The sequence below is a fragment of the Phaeodactylibacter xiamenensis genome, assembly GCF_965229835.1.
Taxonomy (GTDB): domain Bacteria; phylum Bacteroidota; class Bacteroidia; order Chitinophagales; family Saprospiraceae; genus Phaeodactylibacter; species Phaeodactylibacter xiamenensis.
This window is the reverse complement of record NZ_OZ245931.1, coordinates 3222009-3245177: the sequence shown is the minus strand read 5'-3', so window position 1 is coordinate 3245177 and position 23169 is coordinate 3222009. Positions and strand designations below refer to the sequence as shown.

Below are 23169 nucleotides of genomic sequence, written 5' to 3'. Positions count from 1 at the left end.
TTATAGTCCAATAAGTCAGAAACTATAAATTCTGACTTGGCTGACTATGATGATTTTGGATGCGCCCAAGTGTGGTCTCTAAAGCTGCTTTGAGCTTGCCAATAGCTCCTGATATCGCCAGTTCAGTAGTGTCTGCCTGACTTGAAACAGTCAGGGGCTGCCTGCCTGCAAGCCGGGCTTCAAGTAAACACCGGAGGTCCTTCCTTCCTTCTTTTTTGCCGTTTTCGTCTGAGAGGTGAACTTCTATTCTCGTAATATACGATTGGTACAAATTGAGTTCTTTAACAATTTGAGAAATAAAGAAACTTTGACTTTTTTTATCTCCATTAACAGTCTTGTCAGTATTAGATTGAATCTTCATTGTATTATCTTCTTCCAGGTCATTGTGGTTGTCTCCCCCCAAGCTGTAGTAGTTGTTTTCTTCATCTTCACTTCCCACACTTTCTTGCTGATCATCCAACTCTGATCCCGGAACATCCAAATCATCACCAGACATATCCTCTCTAAAGCTCTTTTCATTCCAGGAACCTACGGCTTCGTTTGGGGCTTTCTCTTTTGAAAGATCACGTGGGTTTATGCCCCTTGCTCTCGTTTCCTGATTGTAGATGTCTTCCGAAGGAGGGTATAATGGATAAGTTGAAGACCTGGGCTTATCTATTGCTGTGTTTATACCCTCATGGGTTTTCGAATACCCTTCTAGCAGCGCTGCCAGAGAGTTGTAATACTCTTCCAGGTTGTTACCGTTTATGCCTCCATTATCTACGCTGCTTATGGGGTTTTCAACAATGTATTTATGTAGCTCGGGAAATTCCTGATGAATCCTGGTGATGATGTTTGTGACACGCTTATTCCATTTGGTGGTTGTTTTCATGTTTGTTTTGATTTTTATCGATGATCACCTGACTACAAGTTTTTTAGTCACGAATGCCTTGGTTATCACGTTTTTAGGTAGGAATAACTCTAATGTGCTTTACGTAAAGTGAAAACCATTGTGTTTTCACTGTGGAGTAAAAAACACTGGTAAAGGTCGGCATATTAATAGCCGGAAGTATTACATCATTATTCAGCAGATTTATATAACTCACACATTCATAAACTCTAATCATCCTGCGTTTGGCCCTGATTGTGGGAATAATACAAATCCCTTCAAGATGCATGTAATGCTTTATCTCTTGAAATACCCGAATTTCACAGTCTGAGATAAACTGCGTTCGTGCAGGGCAATCTATACGGTCGTGTTTCCAGAAGTAATCGATCGGCGCAGGGCGATGTAATATTCACTAACTGAGTAAAACGAACAATCATGATGACTTTCAAAGTATTTGATTTGAGCATTAGCAGCCTGGTATTGAGGTTTTACTTCATGATGGCCGTTATTGTCACTTTAGGGTTTCTGAATCAATGGATACTTGCCACTGTATTGGGATTCCTTGTTGGTATCAGTTTTACAGTAGGTATTAGTGTGCATCTAACAAAACCAGAGCAGTTAGTCCTCAGTGAACAAAGAGCGAAGCTACGGCTGGTAGACAAAGAAGCCAACACGCTGCATGCAGCTTAGAGATGCTATGTTAGCCTCTCTTAACGAGTCGGATAAAATGTAGAACTGGTTTTCTCAACTGAATCACCTCCAAATACAATCAAAGAGTAGGCATCGTGTAACTCTTCCCAGGAATTGTGTAAACCTGTTTAGGATAAAAAGGGTAATTTTCAATTGTAATCTACTTAAACAGGTCATGAAGACTTACCATTGGTGCTGGATATTAGCACTGCTGTCCCTTTTTCCAAATAGCTTATATAACCAAATCAGCGAGTTAACCCCCGATGTCAACGGGGGCACTCACCTCCTTTCGGGCAAACGGATCACCTATCATTGGATCTATATTGATGAAAATGGGCAAACCATTCCTTATTCCCTCTTCATCGATTTTGATACTCCAATGGACAGTATGCAAAAAGCCTACCTGACTAAATTCCATCGTGAGATCAATTTCGCCTACTTCATTAGCGATGATCCATTTAAAGAGATGATTCTGGTTTTGGCCGGGAAACTTCGAGACCTGGCATCGGTCTATTCCATCCCAGAGGCCGAACTGGCGCTTTCTTTTGTTCAGGCTTTACCCTATCAAACCAATATGGGCATTTATCAGCGGTATGCAGCGGAGACCCTGATTGACGCACAGGGCGACTGTTCTGATACGGCTGTACTTTATGCCGGCATACTGTCTGCCTGGCGTTACGATTGCGTTTTCCTGAAGTATCCAGGGCACATTGCTGTAGGGGTTTGGGTAGCCCCTGATATCGAAAAGGGCATTTTCTATACCCACCGTGACCGCCGTTTTTACTACGCAGAAACGACAGGGCCCGGTTCCAAAATTGGTGGGCAGCTACCCTACGGCTGTTATCAGGCTGATATCGAGGAGGTCTTTTTCGATTGAGGACGGGGCAAAAATAGCGACGCCCTGTTTCCGGGCAAACTACCTGTGATATGTGTAACCTTTTACCGGGAAGGTGTAATAGTTTGAACCTGAAAAGTACAAACTTTAAGCTACTTCCTGTTATCCAGTTACGCCGTTGAGGAATGGCTCATTGAGCAAGACCATAAACAAAAACCCTTCTGGAATGGATAGTGAATCGAATACCGGCAAAGTAACGAGCGTACGCGGAAGTGTAGTAGACATCCGGTTCGAGGGTCATTTACCGGTGATCAACACCCTGTTGCTTACCGGTCAGGATCAGCAAATAAACGTAGAGGTCTTCACTCAGTTAGATGCGCACCATGTACGCGGCATTGCACTGAACCCTACTCAGGGGTTGGCGCGCGGTATGACCGTAACGTCAACGGGGAAACAACTTTCCGTTCCGGTGGGAAAAAGTATTATGGGACGAATGTTTGATGTGTTCGGAAATACCATTGATCATCAGGAGCCGCTATCCGATGTGAAATGGAACTCCATCCACCAATCTCCCCCACCCCTCTCGAGGCGGTCCACCAAGTCAGAAGTTTTTATCACGGGGATCAAAGCCATAGATGTCCTCATCCCCCTGGAACGTGGCGGCAAAGCCGGCTTATTTGGTGGCGCAGGAGTCGGTAAAACGGTTTTACTCACCGAGATGATCCACAATATGGTGGGCCACGACAAAGGAGTGAGCATGTTTTGCGGGATCGGAGAACGGTGCCGGGAAGGCCACGAACTCTACCACGATATGAAAGATGCAGGTGTACTGGAAAATATGGTTTTGTTGTTCGGACAGATGAATGAGCCTCCCGGTGCCCGCTTTCGGGTAGGGCATGCAGCGTTGACGATGGCGGAGTATTTTCGGGTCGAAGAGCATCGGGATGTCCTTTTGCTCATCGATAATATTTTCCGTTTTATACAGGCGGGCATGGAAGTTTCGGGATTGATGGGGCAAATGCCCTCACGACTGGGCTATCAACCGACCTTGGAGACCGAATTATCCAAACTCGAAGAACGCATTGCCAATACTAATGCCGGGGCCATCACCTCCATTCAGGCGGTGTACGTACCGGCTGATGATTTGACAGACCCGGCTGCCGTTCACACATTTTCGCACTTATCGGCATCCATTGTACTCTCCAGAAAGAAAGCCAGCGAAGGCCTTTACCCCGCTATTGATTTGTTGGCGTCCAATTCAAAAATGGCCACTCCGGGCATTATCGGTGAAAGGCATTATGAATTGGCTCAGGAAATCCGCAAAACCTTGGCCCACTATGAAGAACTCAAGGACATCATTGCCATGCTGGGACTGGAGCAATTGTCCGCCGAAGACCATCATATTGTCAATCGGGCCAGACGCCTTGAGCGTTTTCTCACGCAGCCTTTTTATGCGACCGAGCAGTTTAGTGGCGCCAAGGGAAAAGAGGTGCGTTTAGAAGATGCCCTTGAGGGTTGTGAACGCATCCTTTCTGATGAATTCAAAGAGGTGCCCGAAAGTGCCTTTTACATGATTGGGAACATCAAGGAAGCGCTGGAAAAAGCCCCTGCCAAAGCAGGAAAAGAGGCCGGAGACTTACCAAAGAATGCCGTTTCACCATCCAAAGAACCACTACTCAAATGATGACGATGCAGCTTACCATCTTACTCCCTTTTCGTGTGTTTGAAGACCTCCAAAATGTCAAGCGTATCGTCATGGAGACCCCTGAAGGTGCGTTTGGGCTTTTGCCACAAAGATTGGATTGCGTAGCGGCGCTGGTTCCGGGAATTTTGACTTATGAAACAGAACGCGAACACTATATCGCTATTGATGAAGGCGTGATGATCAAAGCAGGGCAGGAAGTAGTGGTGTCGGTGCGTAATGCCATTCGCGGGGCAAGCCTTGAGGAATTGCACCAAGCGGTTGAGACCGCATTCAAGCAGCTGGATGAAAGCGAAAAAAACAGGCGCTCCGTGATGGCCAGGATGGAGAGTGGGTTCCTGTTAAGCCTGGATAAATTTCGTGACCAATGAACCCCATCGATAAAAAGCATCAAGAAGTGTTGCGGCAGGTCAGCGATAAGGCACGGAGAAAACGGCATGCCCAACGCGAGGAGCATCAGAGTGTTTGGGGCGGATTGGGGATGTTTGGGCTAATTGGCTGGTCTGTTGTTGTCCCTACACTGGCCGGAGCCGGATTAGGTATCTGGTTAGATCAGCATCACCCCCAGTCCTTCTCCTGGACGCTGAGTTTATTAATTCTCGGTTTGTTTGCCGGTTGCCTGTTAGCCTGGCAATGGGTCAACAAAGAACATGACGAGATCAATAAGGAAGACGATGAATGAATTACTTTTTATGGCCGTCGCCTTTATCACAGGAGGCATATTGGGCATCCTCTTTTTCGGAGGCCTTTGGTTGACCGTGAGGAAGGCAGTAGCGTCGAAAACACCTGCCTGGTGGTTTTTGGGCAGTTTGATCCTCCGCATCGGAGCCGTATTAGCAGGTTTTTACCTGATCATGCAGCGGGGCAGTTGGCTGATTGGCCTCCTTTGCCTGCTTGGCTTTATTATCGCGCGGGTTATTGTCCTTCGCCTGACCAGGGATTATGAATCTGCCCACCTGGACATAAAAGAAGCTCATTATGAATCTTAGCCCGGACGAAACCGTTTTTTGGGAGCATGGCTTTTTCTCCATCAACCTCACGCTGGTTACTACGTGGGCGATTATGCTGCTCCTGGTTATTGCGGCGATGCTGATCACGCGGCGGCTAAAAACAGAGGTGCGGATTTCCCGCTGGCAAAGTTTCCTTGAGATCCTGGTGACAGGCATCAACCAACAAATTAAGGAAGTTGGATTAAAGCACCCGGAACATTATATCGGTTTTATAGGGACCTTGTTTTTATTCATTGCTACGTCCAATCTCTTGATCATTTTACCTTGGTATGAGCCTCCAACCGGCTCCCTCTCGACCACTGCGGCACTGGCCATTTCTGTTCTTTTTGCTGTGCCCTTTTTTGGGATTCAGCAAAGCGGCTTCGCAGGCTATCTAAGGTCTTATATCAAGCCTTCCATCATTATGCTCCCTTTCAACCTCATCGGGGAGGTTTCCCGCACCCTCGCCCTAATGATCCGCCTCTTTGGCAACATCATGAGCGGCGGCTTGATTGTCGCCGTCTTACTAAGTATAGCCCCGTTTTTATTTCCCGTTGTCATGACGGCTTTGGGCTTGTTAACGGGCATGGTACAAGCCTATATTTTCAGCATTTTGGCAACCGTCTACATTGCCGCAGCCATACAGGAAAGCAAGAGAACAAAAACGAAACTAAAGCAAATTCACCATGGATAGTACAACAGTTATAGCCATCGTCTCCGTTATTACCGCCGGTTTCACCACGGGGATAGGGTGCATGTTCCCGGCACTAAGCGAAGGCAAAGCGGTCGCCTCTGCCCTGCAATCTGTAGCGCAGCAACCCGATGCCGCACCGACCATCACGAGGACCCTGTTTGTCGGGTTGGCCATGATCGAATCCACTGCCATTTATTGTTTTGTAGTCTCGATGATTCTCATTTTTGCCAATCCATTCTGGAATTTCATCATCGCCAATTAGTGTCATGGAAATCAATTGGTTTACCGTCATTGCGCAGGTCATTAACTTCTTCATCCTGGTGTGGTTGCTTAAGCGCTTCCTGTATAAGCCTATCCTGAACGCGATAGACGAACGGGAGCGGAAAATTGCCGCGCAATTGAAAGCGGCTGAAGCAACAAAAGCCGAGGCAGAAAAAGAACAGGAAGTGTTTGAGCAAAAGAACCTTTCCTTCGACCAGAAAAAGGAGAAGCTCATGGCAGAAGCCGTTGCCGCAGCCACCGAAGCGCGACAGGAATTACTTGAACAGGCGCGCGCCGAAGCGGAAAAGCTGGCAGCAAAACTGGCCACGGCAGCAACAGCGCAACAACACAATGAGCAAAAGGCTTACCAGCAAAAGATTCAGCAAGCGGTTTTTGCCATAGTACGCAGAACCCTCGCCGATTTGGCTGCGGTAGGTTTGGAAGAACAATTGACCAAAGCTTTTATCAAGCGTCTCAAAACCCCAAAAGAGGAGGAATTGAAGCTATTGAAAGCGGCATTTACCGGGTCATCAGCCCCCTTATTGGTGCGCAGTGCTATAGCCCTTCCTGAAAAACAACAGCAAGCACTAAAGCAATCCATTGATGAAGTGCTCACTGCCGATACGGCCTTAACCTTTGAGGTTGCCCCGGCGCTAATCGGGGGGATAGAACTGAGTACGCATGAGTATAAACTTGCCTGGAGTATTTCTGAATACCTCCGCGCATTTGAGGAAACCATTTTCCTGCCGGACAATGCAAAACCGGTCTCTTCAGAATCGAAAAAACAACATGCCTGACTCCAATACCGATCATCGTAGCCCTGATGTTTTTCATCAATTGCAGGAGGCCCGGGAAAAGTACAACTTCCCCTTTGTACCTCGTGAGACCGGTTATGTAACGAGCGTCTCCTCAGGTATTGCAACCGTGTCCGGTTTGCCGGGAGTAGGCTTTGAGGAGTTGTTGAAATTCTCAGAAAACATCTTTGGCATTGCCTACAACATAGATGAAACAGAAATAGGCGTCATCCTACTGGGAGCAGATGCAGCGCTGAATGTGGGAGCAGAAGTGGAGCGCACCCATCGGGTAATGGATATTCCGGTAGGTGATTCATTAATGGGGCGTGTCATCAACCCTTTGGGTGAGCCGGAAGACGGGGGTGCCCCCATCGTCTCTCAGCAGCGGCTGCCCATCGAACGCACGGCCACGGCTATTATGGACCGGGCACCGGTTGCGGTGCCGTTACAAACCGGCATAAAAGTCATTGATGCTTTAATTCCGATTGGCCGCGGCCAACGGGAGCTGATTTTAGGGGATCGCCAAATCGGCAAAACCGCCATTGCCGTTGATGCCATCATCAATCAGGGTGACAAAAACGTACTTTGTGTATATTGTGCCATCGGGCAACGGGCATCAAGCGTGGCCAAGGTGATCGCAAACCTTAAAGAAAAGGGTGCTATGGCCTATACGGTCGTCGTCGTTACGGAAGGGAATGACCCACCGGGATTGAAATACATTGCCCCCTACGCGGCTACCAGTATTGCGGAATATTTTATGGAACAGGGCCGTGACGTGCTCATTGTTTATGATGACCTCACGCACCATGCCCGTGCTTATCGGGAGTTGTCCCTGTTGCTCAGAAGACCGCCGGGACGGGAAGCCTTCCCGGGTGATATTTTTTATATACACTCCCGGCTGCTGGAACGATCTACGCATCTGAGCGATAAACTGGGAGGCGGGTCACTGACGGCACTGCCGATCATTGAAACCGAGGCGCAGAATATATCAGCCTATATTCCTACCAACCTTATCTCGATTACCGATGGGCAGATTTACCTTTCCCCCAAGTTATTCGAACTGGGCATTTTGCCGGCAGTAGATGTGGGCAAATCCGTTTCCCGCGTAGGCGGAAAAGCGCAGTTACCAGGCTATCGTTCTGTAACCGGAAACCTGAAGCTGGCTTATGCTCAATTTGAAGAGTTAGAAAATTATGCCCGCTTTGGTACACGGCTGGATGAGCACACCCGGAAGGCTATCGGGCACGGGAAACGGATCCGCAACTGGCTGATTCAGCACCAACTCCATGCTTTTTCGGTCGCCGAACAGATTGTGGTGTTGTTAGCCCTGACCGAAGAATGCTTTGACACGATTCCGATTGCGGTGTTTCAGGAAGCCGAAGCCGCTTTACTGGACGCATGCACCGCGCTCCCTGCGGATGCTCTAAAACGGTTGTTTTCAGATCAACCCCTAAGTGAAGCTGATAAGGACGCCATTCTGACTCTGGCAAAACATGCGCTTTCGCCTTTTGAAAAGGCAGCGATGGAAGGTGAAACCATAGAAAAGGAAGGAAGTGGCGAAAGTGATAACGATACACTCAAACCTGCTACAGTAAGCTAAAAGACACCTCGGCCATGCAATTAGACCAATTCGATATTCAAGGGCTAAGCAGCGAGCAGATCCGCCTTGCGAGGGAGAAGTTTGGGGAAAACACCTTGAAGTACAAACAGGAAAACAGTGTATTGGATGCCTTGAAAAAATTGGCCAAAGAGCCCATGATTCTCTTGCTGTTGGTTGCCGCGCTGATTTATTTTGTGAGCGGAAAAACAGGGGATGCGATCTTTCTTGCATCGGCAATTATTGTTGTTTCGGCAATTTCCCTGTTCCAGGATTCCAGAAGCCGCAATGCCTTGCAAAAGCTAAAAAACCTGACGCAGCCCAACTGCAAGGTGGTTAGAAATGGCGAGGTCGTAGAAATAAAAAGTGAAGAACTGGTCGTTGGGGACAGTTTGATCGTGGAAGAAGGAACTTCCATTACCGCCGACGGAATCATTGTACATTCCAACGATTTCTCGGTCAACGAATCTATTCTTACCGGTGAATCCTTACCGGTCTTTAAAGACAAAGAAAAAGAAGACCCCTTTATTTACAAAGGCTCCACAGTCAGCAGTGGGCTCGCTATTGCGACGATTACCAGTATCGGTAACGAAACGAAACTAGGCAAAATTGGTGAAAGCCTGGAAAGCATTAAAGAAGAAAAAACACCCTTAGAAATACAAATAAGCAGTTTCGTAAAAAACCTGGTCATCGCGGGCACAATAGTTTTCCTGGTGGTTTGGGCGATCAACTATTTCCACTCTTACGATCTGCTGGACAGTTTGCTGAAGGCGCTCACGTTGGCGATGAGTATTTTGCCGGAAGAAGTGCCCATGGCCTTCAGTGCCTTTATGGCAATAGGTGCATGGCGGTTAATGAAAATGGGGATTTTGGTAAAGCAAATGAAAACGGTCGAGACATTAGGAAGTGCCACCGTCATCTGTACCGATAAAACAGGGACCATTACCGAGAACAGGATGAGTTTGGCAAAGCTCTTTACCCACTCTACCCAAAATATTTCCAGCCCCGACGTAGCGTTGGCAGCCGATGAAAAACAACTCATCACAACAGCGATGTGGGCCAGTGAACCTATACCTTTTGATCCTATGGAAATCGCCGTGCACGATGCCTACGTCAACCTCGGGCTGAAGGATGAGCGGCCGGATTTCAAGATGGTCCATGAATACCCCCTGCAGGGCAAACCGCCAATGATGACCCATGTTTTTAAAAACAACTCGGGCAAAAGTATCATTGCGGCCAAAGGAGCGCCGGAAGCATTGATGGAGGTTTGCAAGTTGACGGCCGCAGAAAGGCAGCAGGTTGAGCAAGCCATCCAAACCATAACCATTGAAGGCTACCGGGTTTTAGGTGTTGGTGAAAGTGATTTCGAGGGGAGTGAGTTCCCCGGTACGCAACAAGAGCTCCCTTTTGTATTTAAAGGGTTAGTCGGCTTCTACGATCCTCCCAAGCAGCATATCAACAAGGTCCTGGAAGACTTTTACCAGGCTGGGATTGCCGTGAAGATTATCACCGGCGACAATGCGGAAACCACCACCGCTATTGCCCGGAAGATTGATTTCAAAGGGCTGGAGCAAAGCTTAACGGGGAATGAATTAATGCAGTTATCGGATACGGAATTAAACGAAAAAGTCAACGAGACGAACATCTTTACCCGGATGTTCCCCGAAGCCAAACTCAGAATCATTAATGCCTTAAAAGCCAATAACCAAATTGTGGCGATGACCGGCGATGGCGTAAACGACGGGCCGGCGCTGAAAGCCGCACACATTGGTGTTGCGATGGGGAAAAAAGGCACAGAAATAGCCAAACAAGCCGCCTCTTTGATCTTATTGGAAGACGATTTATCCAAAATGGTGGATGCGGTGGCCATGGGCAGAAGGATCTATACCAACCTCAAAAAAGCCATTCAATACATCATATCCATTCACATCCCCATTATCCTTACCGTTTTCATCCCTTTGACATTAGGGTGGGTTTACCCCAATATATTTTCTCCGGTGCATATCATTTTCCTGGAGCTCATCATGGGGCCCACCTGCTCTATCGTTTTTGAAAATGAACCCATGGAAAAAAATATAATGCTTCAAAAACCAAGGCCCCTAACGACTACTTTTTTCAATTGGAAGGAATTGACGACCAGTATTATCCAAGGGTTAGCCATCACTGCCGGAGCGCTGTTCGTTTATCAATATTCCGTTGCTCTGGCACTTGACGAAGCCCTGACCCGAACCCTCGTATTCCTGGTTTTGATAACGGCTAATATTTTCCTGACGCTGGTCAATCGCTCTTTTTACTATTCCGTTTTCACTACGATGCGGTATAAAAACAACTTGGTATTTCTTGTTATTGCTATTACCGCTACGATTACCGGGCTCCTGCTGTTTGTTCCACCCTTAACGGCATTTTTCGGATTTGAACGAGTCAATGCCGCACAGTTTTTCACGAGTGCAGCGATAGGCTTTATCTCCGTTATGTGGTATGAACTGGTAAAAATCAGAACCCGGCGAAAAAGCAAGATCAACGGGTCAGCCTATCTCCATTCTGATCACAAAAACAATCTATCCTGATGGAAACCCTGGCTCATATACAGCAGAAACTAGCGGGTGCAGAAGACTTGAAATCAGTCGTTCGCACCATGAAAGCCATGGCCGCTGCCAATATCGGGCAATATGAACTAGCGGTTCGTGCGCTGGGTAAGTACCACCGGACGATTGCGCTGGGTATACATGCCTGTTTCAGCGAAAAGCCAACAAGTGTTTTCCTACACAAAAGGGCCGGACAGACCAGGAAAGCCCCCTTGCACTGTGCCGTCGTTTTTGGCTCAGATCAGGGGCTTGTGGGCCAGTTTAATGACACGCTTGCCGATTTTGCAGCTGCCTACCTTGCTGATTTACCAGGGGATAAAGAATTTTGGGTGGTGGGTGAGCGCATGCGTTTGCGATTGCTGGATATGGGGTTACATCCCACTAAAAACTTCCCACTGCCGGGTGTGGTCGAGGGGGTCACACCCCTGGTAAGCCAAATCCTCATCAACAGTGAAGAAGAGGTTCAAAGCGGACGTTTTAATGGAGTTTACGTTTTTAATAATCAGCCTAAAACCGGAGTAGGTTATACCTCCGTAGTGGAGCGGTTATTGCCTCTCGATGAACAATGGAAGCAACGTTTTTTAGCGCTGGAATGGCCCACAACACTCCTTCCCCAGGTAGCTGGCAGTAGGCCGGGTACACTGTTGGCGCTCCTCCATGAATACCTTTTTGCCTCCCTTTTCAAGGCCTGTGCAGCATCTTTGGCGAGCGAGAATGCCAGTCGGCTGACTGCGATGCAACGTGCAGAGAAAAATATTGAAGAATTATTAGACCATCTGAATCATCAATTTCATCAACTGCGGCAAGGCCTCATTGACGAAGAGTTATTCGATGTCATCTCGGGTTTTGAGGCGCTGAAAAAGCGTAGGTAACGAGCCGTATCAAAACGAGGCTTGTGCGAATCCATACCTTGCCTGCCCTAAAACGGAATGTCCTCATCATCATTCATCTTAGAAGGCCGGGTGATGATGTTGGGCGCCTGTGGGTCCCCAAAGGTATCCCCGGGCAGGTCACCAAAGTCAGGGTCATCGAGGTCGGAAAAGCGCGCGAACTCGGCTTCAAAGCGCATGCGGACGGTTTCCAGGGCACCATGCCGGTGCTTGGCGACAATCAGCTCGGCTACGTTTTTGAGGGACATGCCTTCCTCGTCTTCTAGAATATCATAGTATTCTGGTCTATATATAAACGCCACAATATCAGCGTCTTGCTCGATGCTTCCGCTCTCGCGCAAATCCGACAGCTGCGGCCGTTTGCTGCCCCCGCGGGTCTCCACCGCACGGCTCAGCTGAGAAAGGGCGATGACCGGCACGTTAAGTTCTTTTGCCAGGCCTTTGAGGGCACGGGAGATGGCACTGACCTCCTGTTCCCGGTTGCCGCGCTGATTGTCCCCGCCACCACTCATCAGCTGCAGGTAGTCGATCACGATCAGGTCGATGTCGTGTTGCATCTTCAGGCGGCGGCATTTGGCCCGCAGCTCGAAGACGTTGATGCCCGGCGTATCGTCAATGTAGATGGGGACTTCGCTCACTCGCTCCAGGGCTGCATTGAGCTGTTCCCACTCGTAGTCCTCCAACTGCCCGTTCCGCATTTTCATACCGGAGATCTCCGCTTCCATCGCAATGATACGCTGAGCGAGCTGCAGGGCAGACATCTCCAGAGAGAAAAAGGCGACTGCTTTTTTGAAGGTCATGGCGGCGTTTCGGGCCAGAGAGAGCGTAAAGGCGGTATTATGCGTAACGGTCATGTCTTCCAGCAGGAAGCGCCGGTTGCCGTCAATCTCAAAACCGTAGTAATCGTCTACTTTATCGTACACCACCTGAATACCGGTGACTTGCCAGTTGACCAGGCTCTTCCACGGGGCGGCTTGTTTGCGTTCCACTTTGACCGGTACTTCATCCAGATTGCCATAAATCCGGAGCCGGTAAACGGTAGATTCATAGCCGATGCTGCTGATGACTGCTTGCTTGGGCTTGAAGCTCACCCGGTAGCCAAGGCTGTCGCAGAGGAATTTGATTTGGCGGGCCAGCGCTTCATTCTTTTGGGTGATTTCGTACCCATTCGATTGAACCAGATAGTGCCCGTCGCTGTCAATCAGCCCGGCCAGCAACTCAAGCCGCTTTTGACGGCTATTGATAAGGTAGGCTTGAGGAATATGTTTATTTTGCAGTACCTCCATTTCCCGGAGTACGCCCTGAATACTGTACCCATGCCGGCCTTCTGACCGGTTGCTGATCCGGTGTTCCGGGCATTTTCCTTCCTGCTTGTAGGTGACCAGCTCCAGCCCTTTTGCCTGAGCCAGTTCCTCCAGATAGGCAACCACCTCCTCATCCTGATTGATGATGTTGCTTTTGTAGGAAGACCCATCACCCAGCCAAAGCCCGAGAAAGTAGGGGGGGAGTGGAACCGCCTGTTCCGGAAAGTCGACCGCAACTTTATAGCCTTTGTAATTACTCTGGAATTTAGCAGACATTGCCAGGTAGTCTCTTACCGAAATATCAAGAATGCTGCCACGCTCTCCTTTACCTTCCTGACGGCTCTTCTTCAGGGAAAGGATATGGCTTTCGTTCACCCGGTAATCCTTACCCTTGTTTTGCCGGATCCAGTACATCCGTTCCCGGCCTCTGGCAATTGTCATGACGCGCCTTGGGGTAGAATCGTCGCCCATGAGCAGGTCGCCGGGCACTACGTCCTCTACTTTCTTCAGGCTGCCATCGTACATCAGCACCTTAGTGCCTTTGCCCAGGCATTTACCCATGCCCGGACGCGCCGCCAAAATGATCAAATCTGACCGCTGCAGGCCGGACGTCAGGCGGTCCAGGTCGGTAAAGCCGGAAGGTACTCCGGTCAGGCCATCTTCCTTCTTGCGCAGCTCCTCCATTTGCTTCTGGGCCTTGGCGGCAAGGGAAGACATGCTCTCCACGCCCCGGCTCATATTCTGCTGAGCAATGGAAAAAAGCCCCTGCTCGGCATCATCCAGCAGTTCAAAAACATCTGTGGAGTCTTCGTAGGCGTCGGTGATGATTTTGGTGGATACGGTGATGAGCTCCCGCTGCACGAATTTCTGAGCAATGATACGGGCGTGGTATTCGATATTGGCGGCGGAAGCGACTTTATTGGTCAGCTCAATGAGGTAGTAGGGGCCGCCGGCGGCTTCCAGGTCGCTGGTTTTCTTCAGTTCTTCCGTGACGGTGAGCAGATCGACAGGCTGCGATTTCTCAAACAGCCTCATCATTGCCTTATAAATCAGCTGATGGGCATTCAGGTAGAAACTTTCAGCCCGTAAAATATCAAGGACTACCGTGAGGGCTTCCTTATCCAGCATAATGGCGCCAAGCACGGCTTCCTCCAGGGGTACGGCCTGTGGCTGCACCTTTCCGAACACGAAGTTGGAAAGTTCTTCCTTTTTCTGCCGCCCACCTTTTCGGTAGGCTGGCTTATTGCCATCCTGGTATTTGTCGCCCGCCATATTTTGCTGTGCTGTTTTTTTGCAGCTTACAAAGCTAAGGCATTCTGTGCACAAACGGGGCGAACCCCTTTCACTTATTGCTAAGAGCCCCTGTTGGTAACCAAAGAAAAAATGTGGAAAGAAAAACCCTGAGGGTGAGAAAGGGCGAAGAAAATGGGAAATTACCTGCCGCACAGCAAGGGCGCTGCACGGCAGGGGATCTTTGCGAACAGGGGGCAATCCCCTGCTTAGGCGCGCTGACGCACCTGGTCGATGTAGGCGCTGGCGCCGGGTTGGTTGAGTAGGTTGCTCAGGACTTCCTTGGCACGGAAAAGCTGGGCTTTCACCGTTCCGAGCGGAATATCGAGCTCGGTGCTGATTTCTTCGTAGCTCATTTCCTCAAAGTAGCGCAGTTCGATCATCAGGCGGTACTTCTGGCTGAGGTGGCCGAGCAGCTCCCGCATCAGGCTCAGGCGCTGATTGCGGATGATCTCCTGCTCCGGGTCCAGGGTGTAGGACGGGATGTTGCTGGAGTAATCGCTGCTGTTGTCGCCGTCCATCGGTTCGTCGATGGAAAGGATTTGCAGGCGCTTGCGGCGAATGTGATCAATACCATTATTAATGGCAATACGGAACAGCCAGGTGCTGAATGCGTAGCGGGGCACGTAGCTGGAGAGTTTGGAAAAAGCCTTTCCGAAGGCTTCAATCGTCAAATCGTCGGCATCCTCGCGGTTGTTGACCATCTTCAGCATCATGTGGTAAATCGGCGTGCGGTAGCGGTTCATCAGCGTTTCGTAAGCGCGCTGATTGCCGCGGATGGCTGCCTTGACGATGCTGTAGTCGTCGTTCGTGGAAGAGGTTGTCGTCTGCTTTTGGGTTGGGTTTTGTACTGCTATGTCCATGGTTCCTTTTTTTTGAAAAGGGCTGGCGCGAATATCAGGTAGTACAGGATGAACAACGCATCGAACAAGGGAACCCAAAACACAAGTGAGGGGTCTCGAAGCTTTCTCGTAATGAGGCCGTACATCGCCGTAACCACCACTATCCGTACCAGATAGTTAATGAATACGATGGTTTCCAAATTGTGAAATAGGATCAAGGCAAGACCAAATACATAGTGCCCAAAGTGGCTCGCTGACAGTGCGCCCAGCAAAAGCTGATGCACCGGGCGGTACCGGGTACCCGTTGATAAATGCCTCGATTTCTGGCGATAGTAGCCTCTCCAACTACTCTTGGCTTTAGAAAAGACGAATGCTTCGGGCGAAAGGATCACCCGGGTATTGTATGGCGTAGCCACAGCGTTGATGAACAAATCATCGTCACCGGAGGTCACGTCCATGTGATCATCGAAACCACCTGCCTCACGATACAAGTGTTTGCGATAGATCAAATTTCGCCCTACTCCCATGTAGGGCATCCCAACGAATGCGAATGAAGAATATTGGACAGCAGAATAAACCGTCTCAAAGCGGATGGTGGCATTTAATATGCCTTTTTCACGAATGTAAGGGCTGTATCCTAAGCCTATTTCGACCCTATCCCGTATGAATGCTTGCATGTGCTCCAGCCATTTGGAGCTAACGGGTCGACAATCGGCGTCGGAAAGTAAAAGAATGCTATGTTTTGCAGCTTTAATGCCCTTGCTTAAGGCTGCTTTTTTCCCACGACTTACTTTGGTTGTAAGATTAGCTATGCGCAAGTTGGGACTTTTTCTTTTAAATTCCAAAAGAATTTCCAAAGAATTATCCGTAGAAGCATCATTTACAACCAGGACCTCGAAATCAGGGTAGTCCTGAGCCAGGAAAAGGGGGAGGTTCTGACGAAGATTCTCCGCCTCGTTATGAGCGCAAATGATAATGGATACGGGCTCCGGAGGCACTTTAGGGGGCGGTGGCTGCCGGTACAGCGCAAGCCTCGAAAACAACCCCAGCCAGTACAAAAGCTGTACAAAGGTGGCAGCCAGAAACAGGCCCAGCAGGATAGGTTCCATGGCTTCGGGGTAGCCCATAGGCTCAGGGGTTAAGGTATTGCAGGGTAGCCTTCAGCAGGGTGGCCCGCTCAGCCTTTGCTTCATCAAGGTGTTTCATGCTTTTGGCCTTTTGCCGGTTTTTGAATCGCGTGGCCACCGGTTGCCATTTCAGGTACAGCCAGCCGGAAAGGGGAAGGCTGAGCAGGTAAATCCATCCTGCTGTGCCTCCCAGCCAGGCGCCCACTGCCCAGGATTGCAGAGCGTAGACAATAGGAAAGGCAAACACGCCGCACAGAATTCGGACTGAAGCCGTGTAACCGATATAAAGGCCGAGCTTTTCGGAAGCGAGTTTGGGCAGATAACCCGCCAGTAAATTGTTTATCCAGCCGTATAGTGCAAATGGCGCTCCGAGTATCAGGTAAGTCACAGCTGCCAGGCCTGGGCGTTTAGCTACAGCCTCGTCGGTAGTCCGGGCTTCCGTAAGTTTAGTCCAATACTTTTGCTGCTGTTCTGCGTACGCCTGGTAAGCCTCCGGAGCTTGTTGCGCTTGTTTCCGTAAGCCTTCGATCCACTTTTTCGTACGCCTGAAGTGATCGGAGCCTTTCAGCGGGTGGCTGTTCCTTAGCAGTTCTTCTGCCCGTAATATGATGGTATCCTCGGCTTCGTCTTTCGTGTCGATCGTATGATCGCGGATAGCCTGCTCCAGATCTTGCGTAAGCTGCCGGGCGGCCTGTACCTTGTCTGTCCGGTAGGCTTCAGCATAATCCCGCGCAAGAATCGGAGGCGCTGCATTGACCGTCATGCGGGACCGGAAACGATGGGGGTGGTCATAAGTAAGGCCCACGGGTAAAATCCGCAAATCAGTTTCGAAATCGTTCATGGCAGCTGCCCCGAGCAAAATCCGCGCCGTGCCGGTTTTGAAAGGCCGCACCCGCCGTTCCATATCACTTCCGCCCTCAGGGGCAATGAAAAGGCACCCCCCTTTGTTGATGAATTGCTGGCTCTTTCGGAAAGCGTTGGCATTATTGATCGGCTTGCCCTTGGTGTCCTGGGGGCGCTCCACCGGAATGCAATAGAAGGTATTGAAAAACCAGTTGGTAAACGGCGTCTGAAAAAGACTGGCATTAGCCAGAAAATGCACCACCTTGGGTACCCGGCAGGCGGCATTGAGGGGGTCGAGCAGGGTATTGGGGTGGTTGGATACCAAAATACTGCCGCCCCGGTAGCGCAACCGGTCCAGGTTCATCCTAGTGGCATTAGGGTAGTAAACCCGGAAGGAAATCTTGGTAAGCAGCTTCAGGAACTGATATATAAGGTAAAGGATGGGGTTCATCTACACCTGAAAATTTAAGAGGTATTGTTGGATGGTTTCGTCAAAATCGGCAGCCTGGCCGAAGTGGAAGCGCACTTGTACCGGCAGGGCAAAAACAGGCAGTTGATGCTCCTTGATATATTGATGGTGCAACTGCAGGCGCATGGCGTCTTTCTCGGTGGTGAGAATAGCCTTTCGGTTGGTCTCCATACGGTCAAAGTTAGCTTTGAGCTGCCCCACATCATATTTGGTAAAGTAATGATGGTCTTCGTATTCCATCGCTTTGATGTGTTCAACCTGCCCCTCAAGGTAAGCCTGCAGGTAGTCCGTCCGGGCAATAGCTGAAATCAGCAGCACCTCCAGTTCCGGCGTAAACTCCAGCCGGTAGCGCGGGTTCAGAATGAAATAAGGCTGCCCGTAATCGTAATAAGAAAAGTACAGTTTCTGATGGGGTAGGGGGGAGATTTCGGCTGTAAAGGCCTGCCGTTCCTCCTCCGATAGCTGCGGCGGGCACTTACTGACAATAATGATATCCGCCCGCTCATAGGCCGAACGCCATTCCCGGAGCCGGCCTGCAGGCAAAAGGTAGTCCCGGGTAAAGGGGTGGCTGTATTCGGTGAGCAGGATATTCATGCCGGGCTTCACTGACCGGTGCTGAAAGGCATCGTCCAGCAGTATCGCTTTGGTCTCGGGCCGGGCCATCATGATTTTGGGGATGGCAAAGGTGCGGCTTTCACAAACGGTGACCATGATCTCCGGAAACTTGCGCTTAAACTGCAGGGGTTCGTCACCGGCCTGCTCGGCAGTCATGTCGGCGTGTACTTCCAGGTAGCCCTTGGTCTTGCGGCCATAGCCCCGGCTTAAGGTAGCGATGTCGATGTAGTCCTTCAACAATCGGATGAGGTACTCAATATGCGGGCTTTTGCCTGCACCCCCAACCGATAAATTGCCAACGGAGATGACCGGAAGATTAAACTCCACTCCCTTGAGCAGCCCCTGCTTGTACAGGAAGTCCCGCACACTGACACCGATGCCGTACAGCAAAGAAAAGGGGGCGAGTAGAATCTGTACAAGTTGTTTTTGTATCATAGCGGCTAAAATAACAGAATTATCATGAAAGCTATGATCTTCGCTGCCGGCCTTGGCACCCGACTCCGCCCTTTAACCAATGACCGCCCGAAAGCGCTTGTGGAAGTGGGGGGGTACCCGTTGCTGGAAATCGCCTTGCGCCGCCTTCTGGCTTTCGGGTATGAGGAAGTGGTTGTTAACGTACACCACTTTGCCGATCAGATCGAAGATTTTCTGCAAAGGAATAATAATTTCGGGGCGGTCATTCATATTTCCGATGAAAGGAAGCAATTGCTGGACACAGGAGGCGGCTTGCGGAAGGCTGCAAAGTGGCTACAGGGCGGAGATTCCTTTTTGGTGCACAATGCGGACATTCTCACCGACCTTGACCTACACGCTTTCCGGCGCGCCCATGAAGCTAGCGGGGCGCTTGCCACCCTTGCCGTGCGGGACCGTAAGACTTCGCGCTATCTCCTGTTTGATGAAGCAGGGTTGCTCAGTGGCTGGAAAAATGCCAAAACGGGAGAAGAAAAAATCAGCAGAGCGGTGCCTTCCACCACAGCATTGGCCTTTAGCGGGATACAGTATCTCCACCCGCGGCTGTTCGATTACATGCCAGAGCAGGAAGCCTTTTCAATCATAGACGTTTATCTGCATGCAGCCCGCAGTGCAAAGATAGCTGGCTTTAGACACGAGCATTCGCAGTGGCTGGATGTGGGAAAGCCAGATGCGCTGGAGCCGGCGGCTGAACTTGCCCGGGCTTTATCCGCATCTGGCTTTATGGGTTGATTACTCGACCGGCGTGATTTTCATCATGTTGGTCCGGTGGCGGCGATGCAGCGGCATACTACCCGTATTGATGATGACATCACCGGGTTTGACGCGCCCTTCGCGCTTCAGGATTTCCGTTACATCCGCGATGGTCTCATCAGTGGTGGTGAACCGGTCGTAGTAGAAGCAGCGCACGCCCCAAACGAGGTTAAGGGTGGCGAGCATGTGCATGCGGTCGGAGAAGATGTAGATATCGGTCTTCGGCCGGTAGCTCGAAACTTTGAATGCGGTGTAGCCCGAGCTTGTCATACCGATAATTGCTTTGGCATTGACCTGCATAGCAGTCTGTGCGGCATTAAAGCAAATGACATCCGAGTGGAACGTCCGGGTTTTTGAGGTTGCGATCGGGCGGCGGTCCTTGAAGTCGTAGTGCGTCTCTGCCTCCTCAATGATTTTATTCATGGCTTCCACCACCTTCACGGGATGCTTACCCACGGAGGTTTCACCACTTAGCATTACGGCATCCGCGCCATCGAGTACGGCGTTGGCTACGTCGGTGATCTCTGCACGGGTCGGGCTTGGGTTGGTGATCATGCTATCCATCATCTGCGTGGCGACAATCACTGGTCGGGCCCGCTGAATACACTTAGCGATGATGTCCTTCTGGATAAGCGGCAGGCGCTCCATAGCCACTTCGATGCCCAGGTCGCCCCGGGCTACCATGATCGCATTGGAGTGCTTGATGATTTTGTCAATCCGCTCTACCGCTTCCGGCTTCTCGATTTTGGAGATGATTTTGGCAGGGTGGTTTTTCGCTTCGATGCGTCTGCGTAAATCTTTGAGGTCTTTAGGGTGCCGTACGAAGGAGAGGGCAATCCAGTTGACCGGCTGTGTGAGGATGAACTCAAGGTCCACCAGGTCTTTTTCCGTAAGGGAAGGCAGAGAAATTTTTGTATTGGGCAGGTTGACGCCTTTATTGGAGGAAAGGGTGCCGCCGAAGAGGGTTTTGAGCCTGACCGTATCCTCTTTATTGGTTTCAAGGACTTCAAATACGAGTTTGCCGTCATCTACGAGCACGCGCTCGCCCACCTTAACATCCCGGGCAAAACTTTCGTAGCTCATGTAGATTTTCTCCATGGTACCCACGCACTTTTCGTTGACGAGGGTGATCACATCCCCTTCTTTAAGCTCAAGGGCGTTATCCTTGATTTTGCCTACACGGAGCTTAGGGCCCTGCAAGTCGGCAAGAATACTAATGTGCAGGTTATACTTTTCGTTGATGTAAGTGACGTGATCAATGACCTGTTGGTGATCCTGATGGGTGCCGTGGGAAAAGTTAAGGCGGAATACGTCCACACCCGTTTTGACCAATTCCAGCAATTGATTGTAACTATTGCAGGCAGGACCTACGGTTGCCACAATTTTAGTATTTTGATGGTCAACGACTTTCATGCGTCTGGTAATTTTTTAATTGGGTGTAATTTTGTGTTTGCAACAGACTAAGTGTAAAATTTACAATAATCCTAACTGTAAAAGTACGCTAATCCTAATAATATACAAACCGCCTATGGTTAAAAACCTATGAACAAATACCGGTACGGCGGCATTTGAGGGGCTGATTTCCGAACAGGCAGCAGCCACTTTAAAAGAAAAAAACCAGGCTGAAACTGAACCCTGAATCGGCTGGGATTCAGCAATAGCAGGGTATTTCAGAGGTTCAGGGGGGTAACTTTTTTTTGAAAAACTTTGGTAGTCAAGGTTCTTCTACGTTTCTTTGCATCGCAATTGTAAACCAATAAAGCGAATTCACTTATGTCTAGCATTGCAGAAAGAGTTAATAAGATCATCGTCGACAAATTAGGTGTCGACGAATCAGAGGTGAACCCGGATGCAAACTTCACGAACGATCTGGGGGCCGACTCTCTGGACACCGTGGAGCTCATCATGGAGTTCGAAAAGGAGTTCGATATCGCTATTCCGGACGAACAGGCTGAAGCTATTCAAACGGTAGGCCAGGCTGTTTCTTATCTGGAGTCACAGGTTAAAGAAGCGTAACAGCGTTTGCTGTTTCCGGATTTAACGTATGCAAATTAGAGGCTTTCTGAGGAAAGTCTCTGATTTGTATCTCCGCGCCTTCTTTAAAATTGCATTTTGAACCTCCCGGCTACATTCTCTACCAAATACAAGGCGCAAATTTCCAACCAAACAATTACACGGGCATAACTTAGCCGTTGCAACAGGAGGCTGGAACCAAATCAAATTAAGCCAATGAAAAGGGTTGTCGTAACAGGACTAGGAGCAGTAACCCCCATCGGAAACTCAATTAGCGAATACCTGGAAGGTTTACAGAATGGCCTCAGTGGTGCTAATCCTATCACTCATTTTGATGCTTCCCAATTCAAGACTCAGTTTGCCTGCGAACTCAAGAATTTCCAACCTGAAGAAAAAGTAGACCGCCGCGAAATGCGCCGCATGGATAATTTTACCATCTATGCGATGTATAGCGTTGCGGAGGCCATGGAAAATTCGGGCATCGATGTTGAAAAGATTAACGTCGACCGTGCAGGGGTTATCTGGGGCTCCGGGATTGGCGGACTGGCTACACTGGAAAAGGAAATCGAAGATCATATCACGGGAAATGGCACACCTCGCTACAACCCTTTCATGATCCCTAAGATGATCTCCGATATTGCTGCCGGGCTGATCTCCATCAGGTATGGTTTCCGGGGCGCGAATTTTGCGACCGTTTCTGCCTGTGCTTCTTCTTCTCATGCAATTGGCACTGCTTTTGATCAAATCCGCCTGGGCCGGCAGGATGTTGTCATTACCGGTGGCTCAGAAGCTACAGTGACAAAGGCTGGAGTAGGTGGCTTCAATGCGATGAAAGCACTCTCTACCCGCAACGATGATTACAAAACCGCCTCCCGTCCGTTTGACGCGGACCGTGATGGCTTCGTCCTCGGCGAGGGCGCAGGCGCAATCGTGCTCGAAGAACTGGAGCACGCTAAAAAGCGTGGTGCGACCATCTATGCCGAAATCGTTGGTGCAGGCGCTACCGCAGATGCCCACCACATCACTGCGCCACATCCCGAGGGACTGGGTGCAGGCAACGTTATGCGGATCGCATTGGCAGATGCCGGGCTCAATCCGGAAGATATTGATTACATCAACGTGCACGGCACGTCTACCCCACTTGGGGATATTGCAGAGGTGAAAGCCATTCAGCAGGTCTTTGGCGAGCATGCCTACAATCTGAATATCAGTTCCACGAAATCCATGACCGGGCATTTGCTTGGCGCCGCCGGAGCAGTGGAGTCGATTGCAGGCATCCTGGCCATTCAGCATGGTTTTATCCCGCCTACGATCAACCACTTCACGGATGATCCGGAGCTGGATGCTAAACTGAACCTGACCTTTAACGAAGCGCAGGAGCGGGAAGTCAGAGCGATTCTCAGCAACACTTTTGGCTTCGGAGGGCACAATTCCTCTGTCGTATTTAAGAAGTACGAAGATTAGGCACTTCTGCGCCTGGGGAATTGGATTCCCCAATCGCAGGCGAGCCGTCTTTTAGGGAGGCTGGTATGGGGCC

Annotated in this window: 22 protein-coding genes; 15 read left to right on the top strand and 7 right to left on the bottom strand. The window is 49.9% G+C overall.

Annotation, left to right across the window (positions count from 1 at the left end):
* Positions 1-22: 22 nt before the first annotated feature.
* Positions 23-871 carry a hypothetical protein gene (locus ACO08I_RS11960; RefSeq protein WP_282777641.1) on the bottom strand — a complete coding sequence of 283 codons (849 nt, stop codon included), beginning with the start codon at positions 869-871 and terminating at the stop codon, positions 23-25.
* 432 nt (positions 872-1303) lie between these two features.
* On the opposite strand from ACO08I_RS11960, the gene ACO08I_RS11955 reads away from it, so the two are divergent.
* The 12 genes from ACO08I_RS11955 (at position 1304) to ACO08I_RS11900 (ending at position 11887) form a co-directional block, all read left to right on the top strand.
* Positions 1304-1558 (top strand): hypothetical protein, encoded by a 255-nt coding sequence (locus ACO08I_RS11955; RefSeq protein ID WP_282777639.1) that lies wholly within the window; start codon positions 1304-1306, stop codon positions 1556-1558.
* Between the two features lie 175 nt (positions 1559-1733).
* Positions 1734-2435 (top strand): hypothetical protein, encoded by a 702-nt coding sequence (locus ACO08I_RS11950; RefSeq protein WP_282777637.1) that lies wholly within the window; start codon positions 1734-1736, stop codon positions 2433-2435.
* Positions 2436-2619: 184 nt separating this feature from the next.
* Positions 2620-4077, top strand: coding sequence for a F0F1 ATP synthase subunit beta (atpD, locus tag ACO08I_RS11945; RefSeq protein WP_282777635.1), 1458 nt, complete (start codon positions 2620-2622; stop codon positions 4075-4077).
* Positions 4074-4466: a F0F1 ATP synthase subunit epsilon gene (locus tag ACO08I_RS11940; RefSeq protein ID WP_282777633.1), complete on the top strand. Its 393-nt coding sequence runs from the start codon at positions 4074-4076 to the stop codon at positions 4464-4466. Before atpD ends, ACO08I_RS11940 begins: the two co-directional genes overlap by 4 nt.
* Positions 4463-4777, top strand: coding sequence for an AtpZ/AtpI family protein (locus ACO08I_RS11935; RefSeq protein WP_282777631.1), 315 nt, complete (start codon positions 4463-4465; stop codon positions 4775-4777). The genes ACO08I_RS11940 and ACO08I_RS11935 overlap by 4 nt, the downstream gene beginning before the upstream one ends.
* Positions 4770-5084, top strand: a complete 315-nt coding sequence (locus tag ACO08I_RS11930) for an ATP synthase subunit I (RefSeq protein ID WP_282777629.1) — start codon at positions 4770-4772, stop codon at positions 5082-5084. Before ACO08I_RS11935 ends, ACO08I_RS11930 begins: the two co-directional genes overlap by 8 nt.
* On the top strand, positions 5074-5778 hold the full coding sequence (locus tag ACO08I_RS11925) for a F0F1 ATP synthase subunit A (protein ID WP_282777628.1): 705 nt from the start codon (positions 5074-5076) through the stop codon (positions 5776-5778). Before ACO08I_RS11930 ends, ACO08I_RS11925 begins: the two co-directional genes overlap by 11 nt.
* Complete coding sequence (locus tag ACO08I_RS11920) at positions 5771-6040, top strand: F0F1 ATP synthase subunit C (RefSeq protein WP_282777626.1); 270 nt, start codon at positions 5771-5773, stop codon at positions 6038-6040. The genes ACO08I_RS11925 and ACO08I_RS11920 overlap by 8 nt, the downstream gene beginning before the upstream one ends.
* 4 nt (positions 6041-6044) lie before the next feature.
* Positions 6045-6836, top strand: a complete 792-nt coding sequence (locus ACO08I_RS11915) for a hypothetical protein (RefSeq protein ID WP_282777624.1) — start codon at positions 6045-6047, stop codon at positions 6834-6836.
* On the top strand, positions 6829-8433 hold the full coding sequence (locus ACO08I_RS11910) for an alternate F1F0 ATPase, F1 subunit alpha (protein WP_282777622.1): 1605 nt from the start codon (positions 6829-6831) through the stop codon (positions 8431-8433). Before ACO08I_RS11915 ends, ACO08I_RS11910 begins: the two co-directional genes overlap by 8 nt.
* Positions 8434-8447: 14 nt before the next feature.
* Positions 8448-10997, top strand: coding sequence for a cation-translocating P-type ATPase (locus ACO08I_RS11905; RefSeq protein ID WP_282777620.1), 2550 nt, complete (start codon positions 8448-8450; stop codon positions 10995-10997).
* Positions 10997-11887, top strand: coding sequence for a F0F1 ATP synthase subunit gamma (locus ACO08I_RS11900; protein WP_421949420.1), 891 nt, complete (start codon positions 10997-10999; stop codon positions 11885-11887). The genes ACO08I_RS11905 and ACO08I_RS11900 overlap by 1 nt, the downstream gene beginning before the upstream one ends.
* 47 nt (positions 11888-11934) lie before the next feature.
* On the opposite strand, the gene dnaB is transcribed toward ACO08I_RS11900, so the two are convergent.
* From dnaB to lpxK, 5 genes are all read right to left on the bottom strand, one after another.
* Complete coding sequence (gene dnaB / locus ACO08I_RS11895) at positions 11935-14481, bottom strand: replicative DNA helicase (protein ID WP_282783712.1); 2547 nt, start codon at positions 14479-14481, stop codon at positions 11935-11937.
* A 227-nt stretch (positions 14482-14708) separates the two neighbouring features.
* Positions 14709-15362, bottom strand: coding sequence for an RNA polymerase sigma factor (locus tag ACO08I_RS11890; protein WP_421949419.1), 654 nt, complete (start codon positions 15360-15362; stop codon positions 14709-14711).
* The gene (locus ACO08I_RS11885) at positions 15353-16468 is read right to left on the bottom strand and encodes a glycosyltransferase (RefSeq protein WP_421949418.1); all 1116 of its coding nucleotides are present in this window, start codon (positions 16466-16468) and stop codon (positions 15353-15355) included. The genes ACO08I_RS11890 and ACO08I_RS11885 overlap by 10 nt, the downstream gene beginning before the upstream one ends.
* 4 nt (positions 16469-16472) lie before the next feature.
* The gene (locus ACO08I_RS11880) at positions 16473-17762 is read right to left on the bottom strand and encodes a lysophospholipid acyltransferase family protein (protein ID WP_421949417.1); all 1290 of its coding nucleotides are present in this window, start codon (positions 17760-17762) and stop codon (positions 16473-16475) included.
* Positions 17763-18830: a tetraacyldisaccharide 4'-kinase gene (gene lpxK / locus ACO08I_RS11875; protein WP_282783705.1), complete on the bottom strand. Its 1068-nt coding sequence runs from the start codon at positions 18828-18830 to the stop codon at positions 17763-17765. It lies immediately after the preceding gene.
* 24 nt (positions 18831-18854) lie between these two features.
* On the opposite strand from lpxK, the gene ACO08I_RS11870 reads away from it, so the two are divergent.
* Entirely contained in the window at positions 18855-19598 is a 744-nt protein-coding gene (locus ACO08I_RS11870) for a nucleotidyltransferase family protein (RefSeq protein WP_421949416.1), read from the top strand.
* Here the strand turns inward: ACO08I_RS11870 and pyk are convergent, their stop codons facing one another.
* Entirely contained in the window at positions 19599-21032 is a 1434-nt protein-coding gene (gene pyk, locus ACO08I_RS11865) for a pyruvate kinase (protein WP_044221100.1), read from the bottom strand.
* Between the two features lie 360 nt (positions 21033-21392).
* Between pyk and ACO08I_RS11860 the strand changes: the two genes are divergently transcribed.
* Both ACO08I_RS11860 and fabF read left to right on the top strand, forming a co-directional pair.
* Positions 21393-21635, top strand: coding sequence for an acyl carrier protein (locus ACO08I_RS11860; protein ID WP_044146360.1), 243 nt, complete (start codon positions 21393-21395; stop codon positions 21633-21635).
* Positions 21636-21848: 213 nt separating this feature from the next.
* Positions 21849-23096: a beta-ketoacyl-ACP synthase II gene (gene fabF / locus ACO08I_RS11855; RefSeq protein WP_044221103.1), complete on the top strand. Its 1248-nt coding sequence runs from the start codon at positions 21849-21851 to the stop codon at positions 23094-23096.
* The last annotated feature ends 73 nt before the right edge of the window (positions 23097-23169 follow it).

What these genes read in the sequence shown, in the direction of transcription:
- ACO08I_RS11900 (WP_421949420.1), top strand. Translation starts at nt 10,997, where the DNA reads ATGGAAACCCTGGCTCATATACAGCAGAAACTAGCGGGTGCAGAAGAC.
- ACO08I_RS11935 (WP_282777631.1), top strand. Translation starts at nt 4,463, where the DNA reads ATGAACCCCATCGATAAAAAGCATCAAGAAGTGTTGCGGCAGGTCAGC.
- lpxK (WP_282783705.1), bottom strand. Translation starts at nt 18,830, where the DNA reads ATGATACAAAAACAACTTGTACAGATTCTACTCGCCCCCTTTTCTTTG.
- ACO08I_RS11885 (WP_421949418.1), bottom strand. Translation starts at nt 16,468, where the DNA reads ATGGGCTACCCCGAAGCCATGGAACCTATCCTGCTGGGCCTGTTTCTG.
- ACO08I_RS11905 (WP_282777620.1), top strand. Translation starts at nt 8,448, where the DNA reads ATGCAATTAGACCAATTCGATATTCAAGGGCTAAGCAGCGAGCAGATC.
- ACO08I_RS11950 (WP_282777637.1), top strand. Translation starts at nt 1,734, where the DNA reads ATGAAGACTTACCATTGGTGCTGGATATTAGCACTGCTGTCCCTTTTT.
- ACO08I_RS11915 (WP_282777624.1), top strand. Translation starts at nt 6,045, where the DNA reads ATGGAAATCAATTGGTTTACCGTCATTGCGCAGGTCATTAACTTCTTC.
- ACO08I_RS11920 (WP_282777626.1), top strand. Translation starts at nt 5,771, where the DNA reads ATGGATAGTACAACAGTTATAGCCATCGTCTCCGTTATTACCGCCGGT.
- atpD (WP_282777635.1), top strand. Translation starts at nt 2,620, where the DNA reads ATGGATAGTGAATCGAATACCGGCAAAGTAACGAGCGTACGCGGAAGT.
- ACO08I_RS11890 (WP_421949419.1), bottom strand. Translation starts at nt 15,362, where the DNA reads ATGGACATAGCAGTACAAAACCCAACCCAAAAGCAGACGACAACCTCT.
- ACO08I_RS11910 (WP_282777622.1), top strand. Translation starts at nt 6,829, where the DNA reads ATGCCTGACTCCAATACCGATCATCGTAGCCCTGATGTTTTTCATCAA.
- fabF (WP_044221103.1), top strand. Translation starts at nt 21,849, where the DNA reads ATGAAAAGGGTTGTCGTAACAGGACTAGGAGCAGTAACCCCCATCGGA.
- ACO08I_RS11930 (WP_282777629.1), top strand. Translation starts at nt 4,770, where the DNA reads ATGAATGAATTACTTTTTATGGCCGTCGCCTTTATCACAGGAGGCATA.
- ACO08I_RS11880 (WP_421949417.1), bottom strand. Translation starts at nt 17,762, where the DNA reads ATGAACCCCATCCTTTACCTTATATATCAGTTCCTGAAGCTGCTTACC.
- ACO08I_RS11925 (WP_282777628.1), top strand. Translation starts at nt 5,074, where the DNA reads ATGAATCTTAGCCCGGACGAAACCGTTTTTTGGGAGCATGGCTTTTTC.
- ACO08I_RS11960 (WP_282777641.1), bottom strand. Translation starts at nt 871, where the DNA reads ATGAAAACAACCACCAAATGGAATAAGCGTGTCACAAACATCATCACC.
- dnaB (WP_282783712.1), bottom strand. Translation starts at nt 14,481, where the DNA reads ATGGCGGGCGACAAATACCAGGATGGCAATAAGCCAGCCTACCGAAAA.
- ACO08I_RS11940 (WP_282777633.1), top strand. Translation starts at nt 4,074, where the DNA reads ATGATGACGATGCAGCTTACCATCTTACTCCCTTTTCGTGTGTTTGAA.
- pyk (WP_044221100.1), bottom strand. Translation starts at nt 21,032, where the DNA reads ATGAAAGTCGTTGACCATCAAAATACTAAAATTGTGGCAACCGTAGGT.
- ACO08I_RS11870 (WP_421949416.1), top strand. Translation starts at nt 18,855, where the DNA reads ATGAAAGCTATGATCTTCGCTGCCGGCCTTGGCACCCGACTCCGCCCT.
- ACO08I_RS11955 (WP_282777639.1), top strand. Translation starts at nt 1,304, where the DNA reads ATGATGACTTTCAAAGTATTTGATTTGAGCATTAGCAGCCTGGTATTG.
- ACO08I_RS11860 (WP_044146360.1), top strand. Translation starts at nt 21,393, where the DNA reads ATGTCTAGCATTGCAGAAAGAGTTAATAAGATCATCGTCGACAAATTA.